Below are 17646 nucleotides of genomic sequence, written 5' to 3' on the forward strand. Positions count from 1 at the left end.
CGGACGTGCTCCCCGTCACGCTGCGGTCCCCCGTCGCCCGCCTCGACATGCCGACGCGGGCGGACGCACCCGCGATCACCGAGGCGTGCCAGGACGCCGAGATCGCGCGATGGACGACGATCCCGATGCGGTACGGGCCCCGTGACGCCCATGCGTTCGTCGACGCCCTGGTCGGCCCGGGCTGGGCGTCCGACCGCGAGTACACGTGGGCGATCCGCCGGCCGTCGAGCACGTGGCTCGAGGGCGTCGTGGCGTTCCGGCCCGCGCACCGCGACATCGGGTTCTGGCTCGCGCCCTCGGCGCGCGGGCACGGGCTCATGGCCGAGGCCGTGCGACTCGTGACCGGGTGGGCGTTCGAGCAGGGCCACGAGGACGTGTACTGGGAGTGCTTCGTCGGCAACCGGGCGTCGGCCGCGGTGGCGCGACGGGCGGGGTTCGCCTACACCGGGACCGGACCCGGGCTCATCCCCGGCCGTGACGGCACCCCCGTGACCTGCTGGAAGGGACTGCTCCGAGCGGACGGCCGATCGGCCTCGGACCTGCCGTGGCCCGCGGCCGCGCTCGACGCCTGACGCCCGGCCGGCGGCCGGGAGCCTCGCTATGCTCGACCGGGTGAGCACCGCGCCCTCCGGACCCGTCTCCCCGGCCGAGGAGCGGGCCATGCGCCGCGCGCTCGAACTCGCGGCCGAGGGCCCGCGCGTCGGCGACCACGCGCGCGTCGGCGCCGTCGTCCTGGCGCCGGACGGCTCCGTGCTCGCCGAGGGACACCACCGTGGTGCGGGCACGCCCCACGCCGAGGTCGACGCACTGTCAGCGCTCCCGCCGGGCGCGGCCCGTGGTGCGACGATGGTGGTCACGCTCGAGCCGTGCGACCACGTCGGCCGCACCGGACCGTGCTCGGTCGCTCTGCTCGACGCCGGGGTGACCCGCGTCGTGTACGCGATCGACGACCCGGGCGAGCACGCGCACGGCGGTGCCGCGCGCCTCCGCGCCGCGGGCGTCGACGTCGTGTCCGGGCTCCTCGCGGACGAGGCCGAGTCGTTCCTCGAGCGCTGGCTGCTCTCGGTCCGACTCGGCCGGCCCTGGGTGACGGTGAAGTGGGCCATGAGCCTCGACGGCCGGGCCGCGGCGGCGGACGGCTCGAGCAAGTGGATCACGGGGGCGGCCGCGCGGCAGCACGTCCACGAGCAGCGCGCGGACCACGATGCGCTGCTCGTCGGTACCGGTACCGTGCTCGCCGACGATCCGAGCCTCACCGCGCGGGGAGACGCGGGCGAGCTCATGCCGGTGCAGCCCCTGCCCGTCGTGGTCGGTGACCGCGCGGTGCCGGACGACGCCGCGCTCCGCCGCCATCCCCGCGGCTACCGCGCGGTTCCGGGCCACGACCTCGAGGCAGCGCTGCGCTCCCTCCGCCCCCTCGGGGTGCACACCGTCTTCGCGGAGGGCGGTCCGACGGTCGCGAGCGCCCTCATCCGGCACGGCCTCGCCGACGAACTGCTGGTGTACACGGCGCCGGTCCTGCTCGGCGGTCCACGGACGGCCCTCGACGACCTCGGCGTGGGAAGCATGGACGACCGCCTGCGGTTGACCATCGCATCGTCCACGGAACTCGGCCCGGACCTGCTGTTCCGGGCCCGCATCGACCGGAGCACCACATGAGCGACGCGCTGACCTCCCCCACACCGGGCAGTCCCGTGCGGTTCGAGGTCGCCACCACCGTCCCGACCGTCCACGGCCGGTTCGAGATGCGCGCGTACCGGGACCTCGTGACCGGGGCGGACCACGTCGCCGTCATCGCGCGCGACCGCACCGGGAACGCCCCGGCCGACGGAGCGCTCGTTCGAGTGCACTCGGAGTGCCTGACCGGCGAGGCCTTCGGGTCGCTCAAGTGCGAGTGCGGCCCGCAGCTCGACGCCGCGCTCGACACCATCGCCGCCGAGGGCGGGGTCGTCGTCTACCTGCGGGGGCAGGAGGGCCGGGGCATCGGGCTCATCGACAAGCTCCGCGCCTACCGGCTGCAGGAGGACGGGCTCGACACGCTCGACGCGAACCTCGCGCTCGGCCTGCCCGCGGACGCGCGTGAGTACGGCGGGGCCGCGGGGATCCTCACGGACCTCGGGATCACCCACATCCGGCTGCTGTCGAACAACCCCGAGAAGCGCCGGCAGCTCGAGGAGCACGGGATCGTCGTCGACGAGCTCGTGCCGCTCGTGGTCGGTGTCTCGGCCGAGAACGCCGGCTACCTCGACACGAAGCGCGACCGGATGGGACACGCCCTCCCCGCGCATCTCGAGGCGGACCTCCCCGGCTGATCGGTCGGGCGGCGGAGCCCATCCGGCGCCGCGGCGTTGGTATCCCAGGCTCTGGGCGGATTCGCAGGTTCGACGACGAGCACGTAGACTGTGTGGACCGTCACGAGCGGTACCTCGACGAACGCATCCGACCGGTGTCCGCGCCCACCTGCGCGAACCGGTCGTCGACCCGACGTTCGTGTCCGCACCGCACCCGTCCCGGGTGCTCCCCTCGGAGTCCGACGCGCAACCATGTCCGCACCCGCTCCGGCGACGTCCGTCGCCGCACCCACCACCAACCCGCGCTCCCGCGTGGTGATCGCCAGCCTCGTCGGCACGTCGATCGAGTTCTACGACTTCTACGTCTACGCGACCGCCGCGGTCCTCGTGTTCCCCAGCCTGTTCTTCCCGAACGAGAGCGCGGTCGCCTCGCAGCTGTCGTCGTTCGTGACGTTCGCGCTGGCGTTCTTCGCACGCCCGGTCGGATCGATCATCTTCGGCCACTTCGGTGACCGCATCGGCCGGAAGACCACGCTGGTCGCCTCCCTCCTCGTGATGGGGAGCGCGACGTTCCTCATCGGCGTCCTGCCGACGTTCGCGCAGATCGGTGTCTGGGCGCCGGTCCTCCTCGCCGTCATGCGGTTCTGCCAGGGCGTCGGCCTCGGGGGCGAGTGGAGCGGGGCGGCGCTCCTGGCGACCGAGAACGCGCCGTCCGGCCGCCGGGGCGTCTTCGGGTCGCTCCCCCAGCTCGGCGCGCCGATCGGGTTCCTCATCGCCAACGGCGTCTTCATCGTGCTCAACGCGCTCATGCCGGCCGCGGCGGGACAGGCGGCGTCGCCCGCGTTCCAGTCCTTCGGCTGGCGGATCCCGTTCCTCCTCAGCGCCGTGCTCGTGGTCATCGGACTCTACGTCCGGTTCAAGCTCATCGAGTCGCCGGTGTTCACGGGGGTCGTGGAATCGGGCGCGGTCGCCAAGGTGCCGCTCGGCCGTGTGTTCCGCACGTCCTGGCGTGCGGTCGTCGTCGGGACGTTCGGGATGGTCGCGACGTACGTGCTGTTCTACTTCATGACGACGTTCACGCTGACGTACGGCACGGCGCCGTCCACCGTGACCGCCGGTGCGAAGATCGGGCTCGGGTACCCGCGGGGCGAGTTCCTCGGCCTCCTCATGATCGGCGTCGTCTTCTTCGGGATCTTCACGCCGATCGCCGGCATGCTCGCGGACCGCTTCGGGCGCCGCCCGACGCTCATCCTGACGACGATCGGTATCGTGCTGTTCGGCCTGACGTTCCAGTTCTGGTTCGCGTCCGCGCACGGGCCGCTCGGCACGGTGACGTTCCTCGTCGTCGGACTCTCGCTCATGGGCCTGACGTTCGGTCCGATGGGTGCGCTCCTGCCCGAGCTGTTCCCCGCGAACGTCCGGTACACGGGCTCGGCCGTCGCCTACAACGTCGCGAGCATCCTCGGTGCCTCCCTCGCCCCGACCGTCGCGATCGCCCTGTGGAGCGCCAAGGGGAACATCTTCCTCGTCGGGCTCTACCTGACGGGAGCGGCGGTGGTCACACTCGTCGCGCTGTTCTTCGTCCGCGAGACCCGCGGAAGCGACTTCGACCGCACGGACGGCACCGTCGGCGCCGGCACGACAGAGGGGACCACCAGCGCGGGGAGCCTCGCTCCCTGACGCGGGCCACCGCCAGCACGACGGGCGCTCGCCGACCGACCGGGAGGACCGGCACCGGTCGACGGGCGTCCGTCGCCGTGGCGCGGACGGGCGCCTCCGTCAACGCGGGTTGACATGCCGCGAGTGTCAATGTAGGTTGACACCCATGGACAGCGGCACGATCACCGCGCTCGCGGCCGACGCCGGCGACGACGACCCGTTCACGGCCCTCGGTGCCGTGCGGGACCTCCGTCGCGAGGTCGACCGGGTCGAGGCGATCGCCGCCCGTCGCGCACGCAACGCCGGAGCCTCGTGGCAGGAGATCGCCACGCTCCTCGGCGTGAGCCGTCAGGCCGTGCACAAGAAGTACGGCCGCTGCTGACGCGACCTCCGTCACGGGCATGCGCCCGGCACCATCCGAGAAGGAACCGATGAGCAATCCCCTGGCCCGACGCGGCCGCAAGCAGCCGGACGGACCCCGCGCGACCTTCCGTTCACTGCTCCCGTACCTGTTCGAGAACCGCCCGGTGATGGTGTTCATCGTCGTGCTCAGCGTGCTCGGCTCGGCCGCGTCGCTCGCACAGCCCCTGCTCGTGAACCAGGTGATCCAGGCCGTCGAGGCGGGGCACACCCTGACCCTGCTCGTCGTCGCGCTCGCGGCGATGGTCGTCGTCGCGGGGCTCATCAACGGTTTCCAGCACTTCATGCTCCAGCGGGCGGGCGAGGGCGTCGTGCTGTCGAGCCGGCGGCGCCTCGTCGCGCGGATCCTGTCCCTCCCGATCTCCGAGTTCGACGTCCGCCGCACGGGTGACCTCGTGTCCCGCGTCGGCAGCGACACGACGCTCCTCCGCGCGGTCCTGACCCAGGGACTCGTCGAAGCGATCGGGGGCGCCCTGACCTTCATCGGCGCCGTCGTGGGCATGGCGATCATCGACCCGCTCCTGCTCGGTCTCACCGCCATCGTGATCGCCGTCTCGATCGTCGTCGTCGGCGTGCTGTCGCGCCGGATCCGCGCCGCGAGCAAGGCCGCGCAGGAGAAGGTGGGCGACCTGACGGCCGCAGTGGAGCGCGGCATCAGCGCCGTCCGTACGATCCGAGCCGCGGGTGCCACCGAACGCGAGGTCACGGAGATCGACGGCCACGCCTCGGAGGCCTACCGCCGCGGGCTGGACATCGCTCGGATGTCGGCGTTCGTCGTCCCGGTCGCGAGCATCGCCATGCAGCTCTCGTTCATCGTCGTGATCGGCGTCGGCGGAGGACAGGTCGCCGCGGGCAGCATCCAGGTCGCCACCCTCGTGACGTTCATCCTGCTGCTGTTCATGATGATCATGCCGCTCGGTCAGGCGTTCGGTGCGGCGGTCGCGGTCAATCAAGCCCTCGGGGCCCTCGGCCGCATCCAGGAGATCCTCGACCTGCCCACCGAGGACCAGGACGACCACGCCGCCCTCCCGGCCCCCGCGGTCGCCACGGACGACGCCATCACCTTCGAGCACGTGTCCTTCCACTACCGCGAGGCCACCGTCCGCGCGGTGACGGAGGCGGACGGCACGGTCCCGGGAACCGCTGCCGCTGTGCCGGTCCCCGCGGTCGACGGGGCGGACGCGCGCGGCCTGCCGGGCGCGCGCACCGCCTCCCGGCCGGACGGCGACACGACCGGCACGGCCAGCGACACGGCCGTCCTGCACGACGTGTCCTTCGGCGTGCGGCGCGGCACGCGCGTCGCGCTCGTCGGCCCCTCCGGTGCCGGCAAGAGCACGACGCTCGCGCTCATCGAGCGGTTCTACGACCCGACCGACGGCGTCGTCCGACTCGGCGGGATCGACGTCCGCGGGCTCGACCGTGCCGAGCTCCGCAGCCAGATCGGGTACGTCGAACAGGACGCCCCCGTGCTCGCGGGGACGATCCGGGCGAACCTGCTGCTCGGCAAGCCCGAAGCGACCGAAGCCGAGTGCGTGCGCGTCCTCGAGGCCGTCAACCTGTCCGACGTGCTCGAGCGCGACGAACGCGGCCTCGACGCCCAGGTCGGCGAGGACGGCGTCATGCTGTCCGGCGGCGAACGCCAGCGGCTCGCGATCGCCCGCGCGCTCCTCGCCGCCCCGCCGATCCTGCTGCTCGACGAGTCGACGTCGAGCCTCGACGGCATCAACGAGCAGCGGATGCGGGCCGCGATCGACGCGGTGGCCGAGGACCGCACGCTCCTCGTGATCGCGCACCGACTGTCCACCGTCGTCGACTCGGACCACATCGTCGTGCTCGAGCAGGGACGCGTCGTCGGGCAGGGCACCCACTCGGAACTCGTGCAGACGACGCCGCTCTACCGGGACCTGGCGAAGCACCAGCTCCTGGTCTGAGGGCCTGCCCGGACGGTCAGGGCGCGGCGAACGGATCCGGCGTCAGGACGTACACGGTCTCGAGGTACTCCTCGAGACCGTCGTGGGCACCCTCACGCCCGAGCCCCGACGCCTTGACACCACCGAACGGTGCCGCCGCGTTCGAGACGACACCCGTGTTCAGCCCGACCATGCCCGACTCGAGCCGCTCCGCCATGCGCTGGCCGCGCGCGAGGTCCTTCGTGAACACGTACGAGACGAGACCGTACTCGGTGTCGTTCGCCAGCCGGACGGCCTCGTCCTCGGTGTCGAACCGGGTGATCGCCACGACCGGCCCGAAGATCTCGGTCGACAGGATCGCGGACCCGGGCTGGACCGTGTCGAGCACCGTCGGGGCGTAGTAGGTCCCCGGACGGTCCACGCGCTCCCCGCCGAGCACGAGGGTCGCCCCGCGATCGACGGCGTCCGCGACGAGTCGCGCCGCCTTGTCGACCGAGCGCTCGTCGATGAGCGGCCCCATGGTCGTGCCGTCCTCGGTCCCGCGGCCGATGCGGAACCCGCGGACGCGATCGGTGAGCGCCGCGACGAAGGCATCGGCGATCCCGGCCTGCACGAAGAAGCGGTTCGCCGCCGTGCAGGCCTCACCGACGTTGCGGAACTTCGCTGCCATCGCCGCGGACACGGCGGTCTCGAGGTCCGCGTCGTCGAACACCACGAGTGGCGCGTTGCCGCCGAGCTCCATGCTCGTCCGGAGCACGTTGTCCGCGGCCAGCTTGAGCAGTGCCGAGCCGACGGGCGTGGACCCGGTGAACGTGAGCTTCCGGAGTCGCGGATCGGCGATGAGCGGCCCCGACTGCGCCGCGGCGTCCGAGGTCGGCACGACGCCGAGCACCCCGGCAGGCAGCCCGGCCTCGGCGAACAGCCGCGCGAGGTACAGGGTCGTCAGGGGTGTGAGGTCAGCGGGCTTCACGACGATCGTGCAGCCCGCCGCGAGCGCCGGCCCGATCTTCCGCGTCGCCATCGCCAGGGGGAAGTTCCACGGCGTGATCGCGTAGACCGGGCCGACCGGGCGCTTCAGGACGATGGCGCGACCCGTGCCCTCGGGGTTCGTGCCGTAGGAGCCGCCGATGCGCACGGCCTCCTCGCTGAACCACCGGAGGAACTCGGCGCCGTACACGACCTCGCCGCGCGCCTCGGCCAGGGGTTTGCCCATCTCGAGCGACATCAGCCGCGCGAGGTCCTCGGCGTGCTCGTGCACCAGGTCGAACGTGCGACGGAGCACGTCGGAGCGCCCCCGGGGCGAGGTCGCAGCCCAGGCGTCCTGCGCGACCACCGCGGCGTCGAGGGCCGCCATCGCGTCCTCGGGGGTGGCATCGGCCACGGCGGCGATGACGGCGCCCGTCGACGGGTCGCGGACGTCGAAGGTCCGGCCGGACGACGAGGGACGCCATCCGCCCGCGATGAACAGGCCCGTCGGCACGTCCGTCACCCGGACGATGCCGTCGTCGACGGTGGTCGTGTGCGCGGTGGTGGTCTCGCTCGGGTGCGCGGTCGTGGTGGTCCCGTCGCTCATGCTCGTCTCCTCGGGGTCGCGCGTCAGATCTGGGCGCCGTCGGTGCGTTCGAGGCCCTCCCCGACGTCGCTCCGACCGACGTGCCCACCGGCCGCGCGGATCTCGTCGAGCGCGGCCGCGCTCGGTCCGGACGCGACCCCGGCGACGAGGTCCTCGAACACGAAGACGTCGAGGCCGGCTCGGGCACCGTCGAGGGCGGTCGCTCGGACGCAGTGATCCGTGGCGATGCCGACGACGTCGAGCGCGTGCACCTTCCGGTCGTACAGCAGGTCGACGAGCCCCCGACCCTGGTCGTCGACGCCCTCGAACGCGGAGTACGCCGGCTCCCCCATGCCCTTCCGCACGTGGATGTCGACCGGTGCGGTGTCGAGGTCCGGGTGGTACTCGGCCCCGAAGGTGTCCGCCACGCAGTGCACCGGCCACGTCGTGACGTAGTCCGGATCCCCCCACGCGAAGTGACCGCCGTTGTCGTCGTCGCCGTGGTGCCAGTCGCGCGAGGCGACGATGACGTCGTAGTCGCCCGCGTGTCGCCCGAGGAAGGTCGTGATGCGCGCGGCGGTCGCAGCACCCCCGTCCACACCGAGGGCGCCGCCCTCGGTGAAGTCGTTCTGGACGTCCACGATCACGAGCGCTCTGGTCATGCGTCCATCCTGTCCCCTGCCGCCGTCTGCGGCCGCACACGGTCAGGTGTTCGCGAGCTTGCCGCCGCATCGGTAGACCGCAGCGGTGATCGCGTCGAGCGCTGGCAACGCGGCGGCCCGCGACGACCCGAGCGCGTAGAACGCGAAGGTCAGCCGCGTGCCGTCCGCGGCGTCCATGTACCCGCCGAGTGTGTTCGCGGTGTCGATCCAGCCCGTCTTGGCGTGCACCTTGCCGGCGGCGACCGCGTTCGCCCCCGTGAAGCGACCGGCGAGTGTCCCGGTCTGACCGGCGATCGGCAGCGACTGCGCCAGCACGCCGAGGCCCTTCTGCCCGGCCGCGACCTGCACCATGAGCTTCGCGACGAGCGCCGGTGCGACCGCGTTCGAGGCGCTCTCGCCCGAGCCGTCCCGGATCGTGATCGCCGAGGCGTCGATGCCGTAGGTCGACAGGGCCGCGCGGTACACGCCGGTCAGCGATGCCGCTGAGCCGTTCGACCCCGACACCTTCGACGAGATCCGGGCGAGCATCTCGGCGAGCGTGTTGTCGGAGTTCGGGATCATCTGCCCGATCAGGGTCGACACCGGCTGCGACTGTACCTCGGCGATGGTCGTCGTGCCCGTGGTGGCGCGCTTCGTGATCGTCGCCGACGCCGCACCGACCACGCCCGCGTTCGCCAGGGCGGTGCGGAACATCGCGCCAGCGCGGCCGACGGGATCGGTCGACCGGGGGGAGGTCGCGAGACCGGGACTGGCGCGGTCACCGTCCACCATGAGCGCGGTGATCTCCGGCTGGTAACCGATGGTCCGCTCGGCGACCGGCCACGTCGGGTCCCACGCGTCCGCGTCGTTCCAGTACGTGTCGTCGGTGACGATCGTCGTCACGGGCGTGCTGCCGAGCGTCGTCTTGACCTGTTGCGCCAACTGCACGAGCGTCGGGGCCCCCGGGTAGACGGTGGCCCCGCCCGCCGAGAGGGTCGGGTCACCGTGGCCGACGATCGCGACGGTGCCGCCGCCCTCGGAGACCACCGTGGTCGGGATGCGGTAGCCCGCACCGAGGTCGGCGAGCGCCGTCGCGGTCGTGAGCGTCTTCATGACGCTCCCCGTCCGTGCGGGCGTGCCGCCGCTCCGGTCGAACAGGGTCTCGCCCGTCGCGGCGTCGACGACGACGCCCTCGAACTGACCGAGACCAGCGGCGGAGGCCGCCCCTGCGACCGAGCACGTCCCGATCGCCGTCGGACCGGCGGGGTCGGTCGGCACCGGTCGGGCGGCCACCGTCGGCGTCGGCGTCGGTGTCGCCGACCGCGTCGCCGGAGGCGCGGACCGGGAGGCGCCACTCGCCGCCGTCACGCCGGTCACGGGCCTCCCGGCGCCGGGTGTCGTCGCCGCCGCGATCGCGGCGGCGCCACCGGACCCGAGCACGAGGACCGCGACGAAGGCGCCGACCGCCCACGGCATCGGGCGTCGCGCGACCGCACCGCGGAGGCGCGTCGAGGCCGCGCGCCCACCGTGGGGGGCGTCGGCGGCGGGGACGTGGTCGGCGTGGTTCGGCGCGTCGAGGTCGTCGGACATCGCCGACGATTCTACGGGTGGGTCGGCTCCGCGCCAGTGTCGGTGGTGTCGTCCGTCTCGCCCGGGTAGCGCACGCCGACCTGCCGACGCGCCTCGTCCATGACCTCCATGATCGCGACGGTCTGCTCGATCGGCATCGGTCCGCCCTCGTGGTCACCCGACGCGATCATCTCCTCGAACGCCCGCGCCTCGTGGTGGTAGCCGACGCGGTCCTCACGCCCGTCGAACTCCTCGAGCACGTGGCCGTCCCGATCGCGCAGCCGGTAGGTCGTCGGGCCGATCCACGACGGGTCGAGGTCGATCCGCCCTTCGTCCCCGATGATCGACGCCGCGTTCGGGCTGCGCAGGTCGAGCGCGAAGTGCAGCACCGACTGCGCGCCGTCCGGGTGCCCGAGCACGAGCCCCATCTGCGTGTCCACGCCCTGATCGCTCAAGGACCCCACCGCCGCGACCGTCTCCGGCACGCCGAGCGCGTCGACCGCGAACGCCAGCGGGTAGACGCCGAGATCGAGCAGCGCACCGCCGGCCAGCGCCGGGTCGTTCAGCCGGTGCCGCGGGTCCGTCGGCAGGGCCTGGTGGTGCGTCGCCTCGACGAGACGAGGCCGTCCGATGCGTCCCTCGTGCACGAGCTGGCGGATCCGGCTCGCCTGCGGCAGGAACCGCGTCCACATCGCCTCGACGACGAGGACCCCGGCGGCTCGTGCCGCGTCCACGACCCGTCGCGCCTCCGCCGCGTTCACCGTGAACGCCTTCTCCACCAGCACGTGCTTGCCCGCCTCGATCGCCCGCAGGGCGTCCTCGGCGTGTGCCGAGTGCGGGGTCGCGACGTACACCGCGTCGACGGTGTCGTCGGCGACCAGGGCGTCGTAGTCGCCGTGGGCGTGCTCGATGCCGTACTCGTCCGCGAACGCCTGCGCTCTGTCCCGCGTCCGCGACCCCACCGCGGTGAAGCGCACCCCGAGCGCGGCGCTGTCCTCCACGAAGGAGCGAGCGATGCCGCCCGTCCCGATCACGCCCCAGCGAACCGTCATGGTCCCTGTCTACCGGGACCGCGACGGACGTGTGCGAAGCGCGCCGCGGACCACCGCTCACGACGAAGAGGCCCACACCCCGACGTGGGGATGTGGGCCTCGATCGAGCCGCCTGTCGGAATCGAACCGACGACCTATTCATTACGAGTGAATCGCTCTGCCGACTGAGCTAAGGCGGCGGACGCTCCGGATCCGGAGCGGCACGGGTGTCAACTGTAGCGGATCAGGCGGGTGTGCGCGAAACGAGCACGGCGAGGTCCGCGAACGCGGTCTCGATGCTGTCCACCAGGGTCGCGTCCTCGTCCGCCGACCACTGCGACCACGCCTGCCGCACCGCCGCGAGTGCGACCAACGCCACGAGCGTCGAGCGCCGAGCGAGCACGACCGGGTCGCCATCGGGGTGGTCACGCAGGAGCCGTCGTTCCACGACCGCCGAGAGCTGCGCCTGGAACTCCTTCATCGACGCCATGCGCTGACTGAAGAGCTGGGGGTGCTCCCTGAACAGGCGCTGCCGCTCCGGCAGCAGCTCGCGGTCGGCGATGAGTTCCTGCGTCGAGTGGACCAGGAGCGAACCGACGTCCGACAGCAACGAGCCTGTCGGTCCGCCAGCCGCGAACTCGGCCAGGATCGCGTCGTCGGGCAACGAGGGATCGTCACCCGAGAGCGCTTGCTCCTTGTTCGGGAAGTAGTTGAAGAACGTGCGTGGCGAGACGTCCGCGCGCCGCGAGATCTCGTCGACGGTCACCGCGGCGAGGCCCTGCTCGAGCGCGATCCGGATCGCCGCCTGCTGGATCGCCAGACGGGTCGCCCGACGCTTGCGTTCGCGCAGGCCCGGCTCGGTGTCGCTCATCGTCTGATCATCCCAGAGGCGGTGCGGTCGGCGACGGTCGTCCGCCGAGGGCGTCCGTGCATCAGCGGACGGCCCGCGCGATCGTCACCATGAGCGCCTCCAGCGCCAGGAGCGCCGCCACGTTCGCGGCGATGCGGTCTCGGGCGAGGGCGACCGCGTCGAGCACCTCGAGCGCGGACGCGGGAGGCACCGATGCGAGCGCACGATCGAGTTCCGCCTGCATCGACGCGTTCACGGGCTCGACGGGCGCGCCGAGACCGAGCAACAACAGGTCGCGGTACAGGGACATGACGTCGACGAGGATGCGGTCGAGGCCGTCGCGGAGGCTCCGGGTGGCGCGCCGCTTCTGGTCCTCCTCGAGCCCACGCAGCTGCCCGCGGAGCGCCGGCGGCACCGTCCCGCCCGGCTCCACGCCGAGCGACCGGAGCGCCGCGTCACGCTCCTCGGCGTCCTTCTCCTGGGTGATGGCCTTGGCGTCCTCGTCCGCCACGGCGAGCAGGTCGGCCGCGGCGACCACCGCGTCCCCGACACTCCGGACGGCGAGCACGGTCTCGAGGGTGCGGCGACGGCGGTCCCGCGCCTCGGCGCTCGTGGCCAGACGCTGCGCCATCCCGATGTGGCTCTGGGCCTGCCGGGCCGCGTCGACCGCGAGGGTGCGGTCGACGCCGGTGCGGGCGACGATGAGGTCGGCCACCGACGCGACGTCCGGGACCCGGAGGCGCACGGACCGCACCCGCGAGCGGATGGTCGGGATGAGGTCGGCCTCACTCGGGGCGCAGAGGATCCAGACCGTCCGCTCCGGGGGCTCCTCAAGCGCCTTGAGCAGGAGGTTCGAGGTGCGCTCGGTCATCCGGTCGGCGTCCTCGACGATCACGACGCGGTGCCGACCCACCGACGGCGCGTAGTGCGACCCCGTCACGAGCGAGCGGATCTCGTCGATGGTGATGATCACCCGTTGCGTCGACAGGACCGCGACGTCCGGGTGGGTCCGGGCGGTGACCTGCGTCAGGGCGCGGTCGTCGTCGGGGCCGTCACCCACGAGCGCCGCGGCGAACGCGAGCGCCACGTTCGACCGCCCGGAGCCGGGAGGCCCGGTGATGAGCCACGAGTGCGTCATGCTCCCGCTGCCTTCGGGGGCCTCGGCCGCCGCTCGGAGCGCGGCGACCGCGTCCGCCTGGCCGGTCAGCCCGTCCCACACGCTCACCGGGACACACTCTCATCGGCCACCGACAGCGCGGAGCGATCGCGGGAGGTCACGCCGCCGCTCCGAGCACCTGCCCGACCCGAGCGCGCACCGCCCCCGCCAGTTCCTCCAGGGGGCGTGTGGCGTCGAGCACGAGGAACCGGTCCGGCTCGGCTCGGGCCATGGCGAGGAAGGCGTCGCGCACCGCGGTGTGGAACGCGGTCGCCTCCGACTCGAGTCGGTCCAGGGTCCCCCGTGCGGCGGCCACCCGACGGCGGCCGACGACGGGGTCGAGGTCGAGCAGCACCGTCAGGTCCGGGGTCAGGCCGTCCGCGGCCCAGTCCGAGACCGCTCGGACCCGGTCGGCGCCCAGCGATCGCGCGACGCCCTGGTAGGCCACCGACGAGTCGATGTAGCGGTCCTGCACCACGACGTCGCCCCGGGCGAGCGCCGGCCGGACGACGGTCTCGACATGGTGTGCCCGGTCGGCGGCGTAGAGCAGCGCCTCGGCCCGCGGGGCGACGTGCCCACGCTCGTGCAGGACCATCTCGCGGATGCGCTCGCCCAGCGCGGTGCCGCCCGGCTCGCGGGTGCGCACGACCGTCCGGCCCCCCTCGGTCAGCCAGTCCTCGAGGAGGGCCGCCTGCGTGCTCTTGCCCGCGCCGTCGCCGCCCTCGAGGGTGATGAACCGTCCGCGGCCGGTCCGGCCCGACGCGCTCACTTCTTCTTGGTGGCGGGCTTCCGGGTGGCCTTGGCGCGGGGCTTCGCCGGGCCCTTCGCACGCTTGTCCGCGAGCAGCTGGACGGCCCGGTCGAAGTCGACCGCCTCGACGTCCTCGCCGCGGGGAATGGTCGCGTTCGTCTCGCCGTCGGTGACGTACGGCCCGAAGCGTCCGTCCTTGACCTTGATCGGCTTGCCGCTCACCGGGTCCGCCTCGAACTCCTTGAGCGCGCTCGACGCTCGACGCGCGCCGTACTTCGGCTGTGCGAAGAGCTCGAGGGCCCCGGGCAGGTCGATGTCGAAGATGGCGTCCTCGCTCGGGAGCGTCCGCGTGTCGGCGGCCTTCTTGAGGTACGGGCCGTAGCGGCCGTTCTGCGCCGTGATCTCCTCGCCCGACTCCGGATCCGTCCCGACCACGCGCGGGAGGTCGAGCAGCTTGAGGGCGGTCTCGAGGTCGATGGTCTGCGGGTCCATCGACTTGAACAGCGAGGCCGTGCGCTCCTTCGGGGGCGCTGCCTTCTTCGTGGTGCGCTTCGGCGCCGTCGCGGTCGTCGTCGTGCCCTCGGCAGCGTCTGCCGCCGTGGACGCCCGGACCTCGCCGGTGGCCTGGTCGACCTCGGCCTCGGGTTCCGGCGTCCGCTCGGTCACGTAGGGCCCGAACCGGCCGTCCTTCGCCAGGACCTCCTTACCGGTCGCGGGGTTGATGCCGACCACGCGGTCCCCCACGACGGGCGCCTCGATCAGCTCGCGCGCCTTCTCGGCCGTCAGCTCGTCGGGTGCGAGCTCCTCGGGCACGTTCACACGACGGGGCTGCTCGGGGTCGTCACTCGGTGCCTCGATGTAGGGGCCGTACTTGCCGATGCGCAGCGTCAGGTCGGGCGCGAGCTGGACGGAGTTGATCTCGCGCGCGTCGATCTCGCCCAGGTTGTCGATGACCCCGCGGAGGCCGCGTTGGGCGTCGGTGCCGAAGTAGAAGCCGTTGAGCCAATCGACCCGGTCGGCCTCGCCATCGGCGATGCGGTCGAGATCGCCCTCCATCTCGGCGGTGAAGTCGTACTCGACGAGGTCGTGGAAGTACTCCTCGAGCAGCCGGACGACGCTGAAGGCGATCCAGCTGGGAACGAGCGCACTGCCGCGCGGCGTGACGTACCCGCGGTCGACGATCGTCGACAGGATCGCGGCGTACGTGGACGGACGGCCGATGCCGAGCTCCTCGAGCGCCTTGACGAGGCTCGCCTCGGTGTACCGCGGCGGCGCCGACGTGTCGTGGCCCTTGGCCTCGATGCCCTCGACGCCGAGGTGGTCGCGCTCCGCCACCTGCGGGAGCGACGTGTCGGCCGCGTCGCTCGCGTCGTGCCGGTCCTCGTCACGACCCTCCTCGTAGGCGTTGAGGAACCCGCGGAAGGTGATGACCGTGCCCGACGCGGTGAACTCGGCGTCCGTCCCGCCCTGCGTGACCGCCAGCCCCTCGACGGCCTCGGGTGCGGCGATCCCGATCACCACGGAGGCCGTGGAGCCCTTGGCGTCGGCCATCTGCGATGCGACCGTCCGCTTCCAGATGAGGTCGTAGAGCTTCCAGTCGTTGCCGCGGAGCACGCCCTCCATCTGGCTGGGCGTCCGGAACGTGTCGCCCGCCGGCCGGATGGCCTCGTGGGCCTCTTGGGCGTTCTTGCTCTTGCCCGCGTACGTGCGTGGCTTGTCCGGGACGGTGTCCGAACCGTAGAGCTCGGCCGCCTGCTTGCGCGCGGCGGTGACGGCCTGCTGCGAGAGCGACGCGGAGTCGGTCCGCATGTAGGTGATATGCCCGTTCTCGTACAGCGACTGCGCGACGCTCATGGTCTGCCGCGCGCTGAACCGCAGCTTGCGGGCTGCCTCTTGCTGCAGGGTCGACGTCGTGAAGGGCGCCGCGGGACGACGTGTGTACGGCTTGGACTCGACGCTGCGGACGACCGCATCGCCGGCCTGCTGGAGCACCGACGCGAGGCCGTTCGCCGATGCCTCGTCGAGCCGGACGGCGTCCGAGGTGGCGTTGCCGCGGTCGTCGAAGTCACGGCCAGCGGCGACGCGGGTGCCGTTGAGCCGCGCGAGGCGGGCCGGGAAGACCGACGCGTCCTTCGCGAACCGCGCGGTGAGATCCCAGTAGTTCACCGACACGAAGGCGAGCCGTTCGCGCTCGCGATCGACCACGAGTCGGGTGGCCGCCGACTGCACGCGGCCGGCGGACAAGCCCGGGCCGACCTTGCGCCACAGGACCGGGGAGACCTCGTACCCGTACAGGCGGTCCAGGATCCGGCGGGTCTCCTGCGCGTCGACGAGCGCGGTGTCGAGGTCTCGGGTGGCCTCCTTCGCGCGCTGGATGGCCTCCTTCGTGATCTCGTGGAACACCATGCGCTTGACGGGGACCTTCGGCTTGAGGACCTCGAGCAGGTGCCAGGCGATCGCTTCACCCTCGCGGTCCTCATCAGTGGCGAGGTAGAGCTCGTCGGCGTCCTTCAACGCGCGCTTGAGCTCGGTGACCGTCTTCTTCTTCGCGTCGGAGACGACGTAGTAGGGCTCGAACCCGTTCTCGACGTCGACGGAGAACTTGCCGAGCGAGCCCTTCTTCTTGTCGGCCGGGAGGTTCTTGGGCTCCACGAGGTCACGGATGTGACCGACGGATGCCTGGACCTCGTACCCGTCGCCGAGGTACTGGGCGATCGTCTTCGCCTTCGCGGGGCTCTCGACGATCACGAGCTTCTTCGTGCCTGGCACGTGACTCCTTGATCGAATGCTGCGGGCGGTCGTCGCGCGACGAGCGGCGCTCGAAGGACCGTGGGTGTCGGTGGGTGGCGGACCGACAGGCACACCATACACACACGACCGGCGGCTTCCGCCGCTCGCGTGCGCCGCTGTGTGGTGAGGCCGGGGTGCTGCCCGGGCATCGTCCGGGCGACGGCGGCGGGACCCGCACGCGCCGTCGCCGCCGTCGGGACGAGCGGTCCGACGGCCCGGAGGCGGACCGTCACCGTCGCGCCGTCGACGTCGCACCGTTCGACGTCCGTGCCCTCGGCGCGGGCGACGTGCGACACCGCGTCGCAGGGCGGTCCCGGGACGAGTCCGACGGCGGCGGCCGCGCCGGCGACCGCCGCCGAGTCCGCCGCGGTCGCGACGTGGAGGGCGTCCACGCCGCGCCGGATCCCGGCGAGCACCGCGGTCGACAGGAGGACCGTGGCGAGCACCGTGGCGACCAGCACGATCGTCACCGCGCCGCGGTCGTCCCGGGCGTCGGGATGCGCCGCTCGCGCCCGGGGTGGCCCGGTCATCGCCCGCCCGCCGCGGCACACCCGCGCGCCGACACCGACACCGCGGGCATCGGTCCCATCCGACGATCCGCTCGGAGCACCGCGCACACGAGTCCGGACGGGAACTCGAACCGGACCGCGGCGCCTGGAGCGAGGGCATCGGCCGCGCCTGCAGCCGCCGCACCGTCCCCACGAGCCGCGGCGCGCGCCGCCACGGCCGCGGCGACCTGCATCCGGGCCTGCTCGCCGGCCAGCACCACGCCGCCGAGCACGAGCCCCAGCACGACCGTGACGACGGGGAGCGCGACGGCGAACTCGACCGTCACTGATCCGCGCTCCCCACCGACCGGGGACGTCACAGCGAGAGCGCGTCGCTGATGATGCCACTGAGGAGGGACTGGACGGCCCCCGACCGCACCACTGCCACGAGCACCCCGGCGAACGCCACCGCCGCCAGCACCACCACCGCGTACTCCGCCGTGGCCGAGCCCCGCTCCCCCGCCGCCCGAGACCACCAC

General features: G+C 72.7%; 16 protein-coding genes, 1 tRNA gene and 1 pseudogene. 6 read left to right on the top strand and 12 right to left on the bottom strand.

Annotated elements, in window-relative coordinates:
• Positions 1 to 5 precede the first annotated feature (5 nt).
• The 6 genes and pseudogenes from DEI82_RS09660 to DEI82_RS09685 all read left to right on the top strand — a co-directional run bounded on the left by DEI82_RS09660 (position 6) and on the right by DEI82_RS09685 (position 6301).
• The gene (locus DEI82_RS09660) at positions 6 to 572 is read left to right on the top strand and encodes a GNAT family N-acetyltransferase (RefSeq protein WP_111013492.1); all 567 of its coding nucleotides are present in this window, start codon (positions 6 to 8) and stop codon (positions 570 to 572) included.
• Between the two features lie 88 nt (positions 573 to 660).
• Positions 661 to 1659, top strand: coding sequence for a bifunctional diaminohydroxyphosphoribosylaminopyrimidine deaminase/5-amino-6-(5-phosphoribosylamino)uracil reductase RibD (gene ribD, locus DEI82_RS09665; protein ID WP_111036647.1), 999 nt, complete (start codon positions 661 to 663; stop codon positions 1657 to 1659).
• Between the two features lie 29 nt (positions 1660 to 1688).
• Positions 1689 to 2312: pseudogene (gene ribA, locus DEI82_RS09670) on the top strand (GTP cyclohydrolase II); the annotation flags it as partial.
• 231 nt (positions 2313 to 2543) lie between these two features.
• Positions 2544 to 3971 (top strand): MFS transporter, encoded by a 1428-nt coding sequence (locus DEI82_RS09675; protein WP_111009492.1) that lies wholly within the window; start codon positions 2544 to 2546, stop codon positions 3969 to 3971.
• Between the two features lie 145 nt (positions 3972 to 4116).
• Positions 4117 to 4332 (top strand): helix-turn-helix domain-containing protein, encoded by a 216-nt coding sequence (locus tag DEI82_RS09680; RefSeq protein WP_111009491.1) that lies wholly within the window; start codon positions 4117 to 4119, stop codon positions 4330 to 4332.
• 49 nt (positions 4333 to 4381) lie between these two features.
• A complete protein-coding gene (locus DEI82_RS09685) occupies positions 4382 to 6301 on the top strand; it encodes an ABC transporter ATP-binding protein (RefSeq protein ID WP_111036627.1) in 1920 nt (639 codons plus the stop codon).
• 16 nt (positions 6302 to 6317) lie between these two features.
• On the opposite strand, the gene DEI82_RS09690 is transcribed toward DEI82_RS09685, so the two are convergent.
• The 12 genes from DEI82_RS09690 to DEI82_RS09745 form a co-directional block, all read right to left on the bottom strand.
• Entirely contained in the window at positions 6318 to 7853 is a 1536-nt protein-coding gene (locus tag DEI82_RS09690; RefSeq protein WP_111036628.1) for an NAD-dependent succinate-semialdehyde dehydrogenase, read from the bottom strand.
• Positions 7854 to 7876: 23 nt separating this feature from the next.
• Complete coding sequence (locus DEI82_RS09695; RefSeq protein WP_111013497.1) at positions 7877 to 8494, bottom strand: isochorismatase family protein; 618 nt, start codon at positions 8492 to 8494, stop codon at positions 7877 to 7879.
• 42 nt (positions 8495 to 8536) lie between these two features.
• Positions 8537 to 10063, bottom strand: coding sequence for a D-alanyl-D-alanine carboxypeptidase/D-alanyl-D-alanine-endopeptidase (gene dacB, locus DEI82_RS09700; RefSeq protein WP_258372025.1), 1527 nt, complete (start codon positions 10061 to 10063; stop codon positions 8537 to 8539).
• Positions 10064 to 10074: 11 nt separating this feature from the next.
• Positions 10075 to 11094: a Gfo/Idh/MocA family protein gene (locus tag DEI82_RS09705; protein ID WP_111036629.1), complete on the bottom strand. Its 1020-nt coding sequence runs from the start codon at positions 11092 to 11094 to the stop codon at positions 10075 to 10077.
• Between the two features lie 106 nt (positions 11095 to 11200).
• Positions 11201 to 11273, bottom strand: a tRNA-Thr gene (locus tag DEI82_RS09710).
• 44 nt (positions 11274 to 11317) lie between these two features.
• Complete coding sequence (locus tag DEI82_RS09715) at positions 11318 to 11944, bottom strand: TetR family transcriptional regulator (protein ID WP_111036630.1); 627 nt, start codon at positions 11942 to 11944, stop codon at positions 11318 to 11320.
• A 61-nt stretch (positions 11945 to 12005) separates the two neighbouring features.
• A complete protein-coding gene (locus DEI82_RS09720) occupies positions 12006 to 13148 on the bottom strand; it encodes a DNA polymerase III subunit delta' (protein ID WP_111013500.1) in 1143 nt (380 codons plus the stop codon).
• A 49-nt stretch (positions 13149 to 13197) separates the two neighbouring features.
• Positions 13198 to 13848 (bottom strand): dTMP kinase, encoded by a 651-nt coding sequence (gene tmk / locus DEI82_RS09725; RefSeq protein WP_111036631.1) that lies wholly within the window; start codon positions 13846 to 13848, stop codon positions 13198 to 13200.
• The gene (topA, locus tag DEI82_RS09730) at positions 13845 to 16598 is read right to left on the bottom strand and encodes a type I DNA topoisomerase (RefSeq protein WP_111013502.1); all 2754 of its coding nucleotides are present in this window, start codon (positions 16596 to 16598) and stop codon (positions 13845 to 13847) included. Before topA ends, tmk begins: the two co-directional genes overlap by 4 nt.
• Positions 16574 to 17089 carry a hypothetical protein gene (locus tag DEI82_RS09735; protein ID WP_111036632.1) on the bottom strand — a complete coding sequence of 172 codons (516 nt, stop codon included), beginning with the start codon at positions 17087 to 17089 and terminating at the stop codon, positions 16574 to 16576. The genes topA and DEI82_RS09735 overlap by 25 nt, the downstream gene beginning before the upstream one ends.
• 56 nt (positions 17090 to 17145) lie before the next feature.
• A complete protein-coding gene (locus tag DEI82_RS09740; protein WP_181435170.1) occupies positions 17146 to 17454 on the bottom strand; it encodes a TadE family type IV pilus minor pilin in 309 nt (102 codons plus the stop codon).
• A gap of 29 nt (positions 17455 to 17483) precedes the next feature.
• Positions 17484 to 17646, bottom strand: a 163-nt coding sequence (locus tag DEI82_RS09745) for a DUF4244 domain-containing protein (protein WP_111026222.1), incomplete at its 5' end; no start/stop codon positions are given.

This window comes from Curtobacterium sp. MCBD17_019, from assembly GCF_003234555.1.
In the GTDB taxonomy this organism is placed as follows: domain Bacteria; phylum Actinomycetota; class Actinomycetes; order Actinomycetales; family Microbacteriaceae; genus Curtobacterium.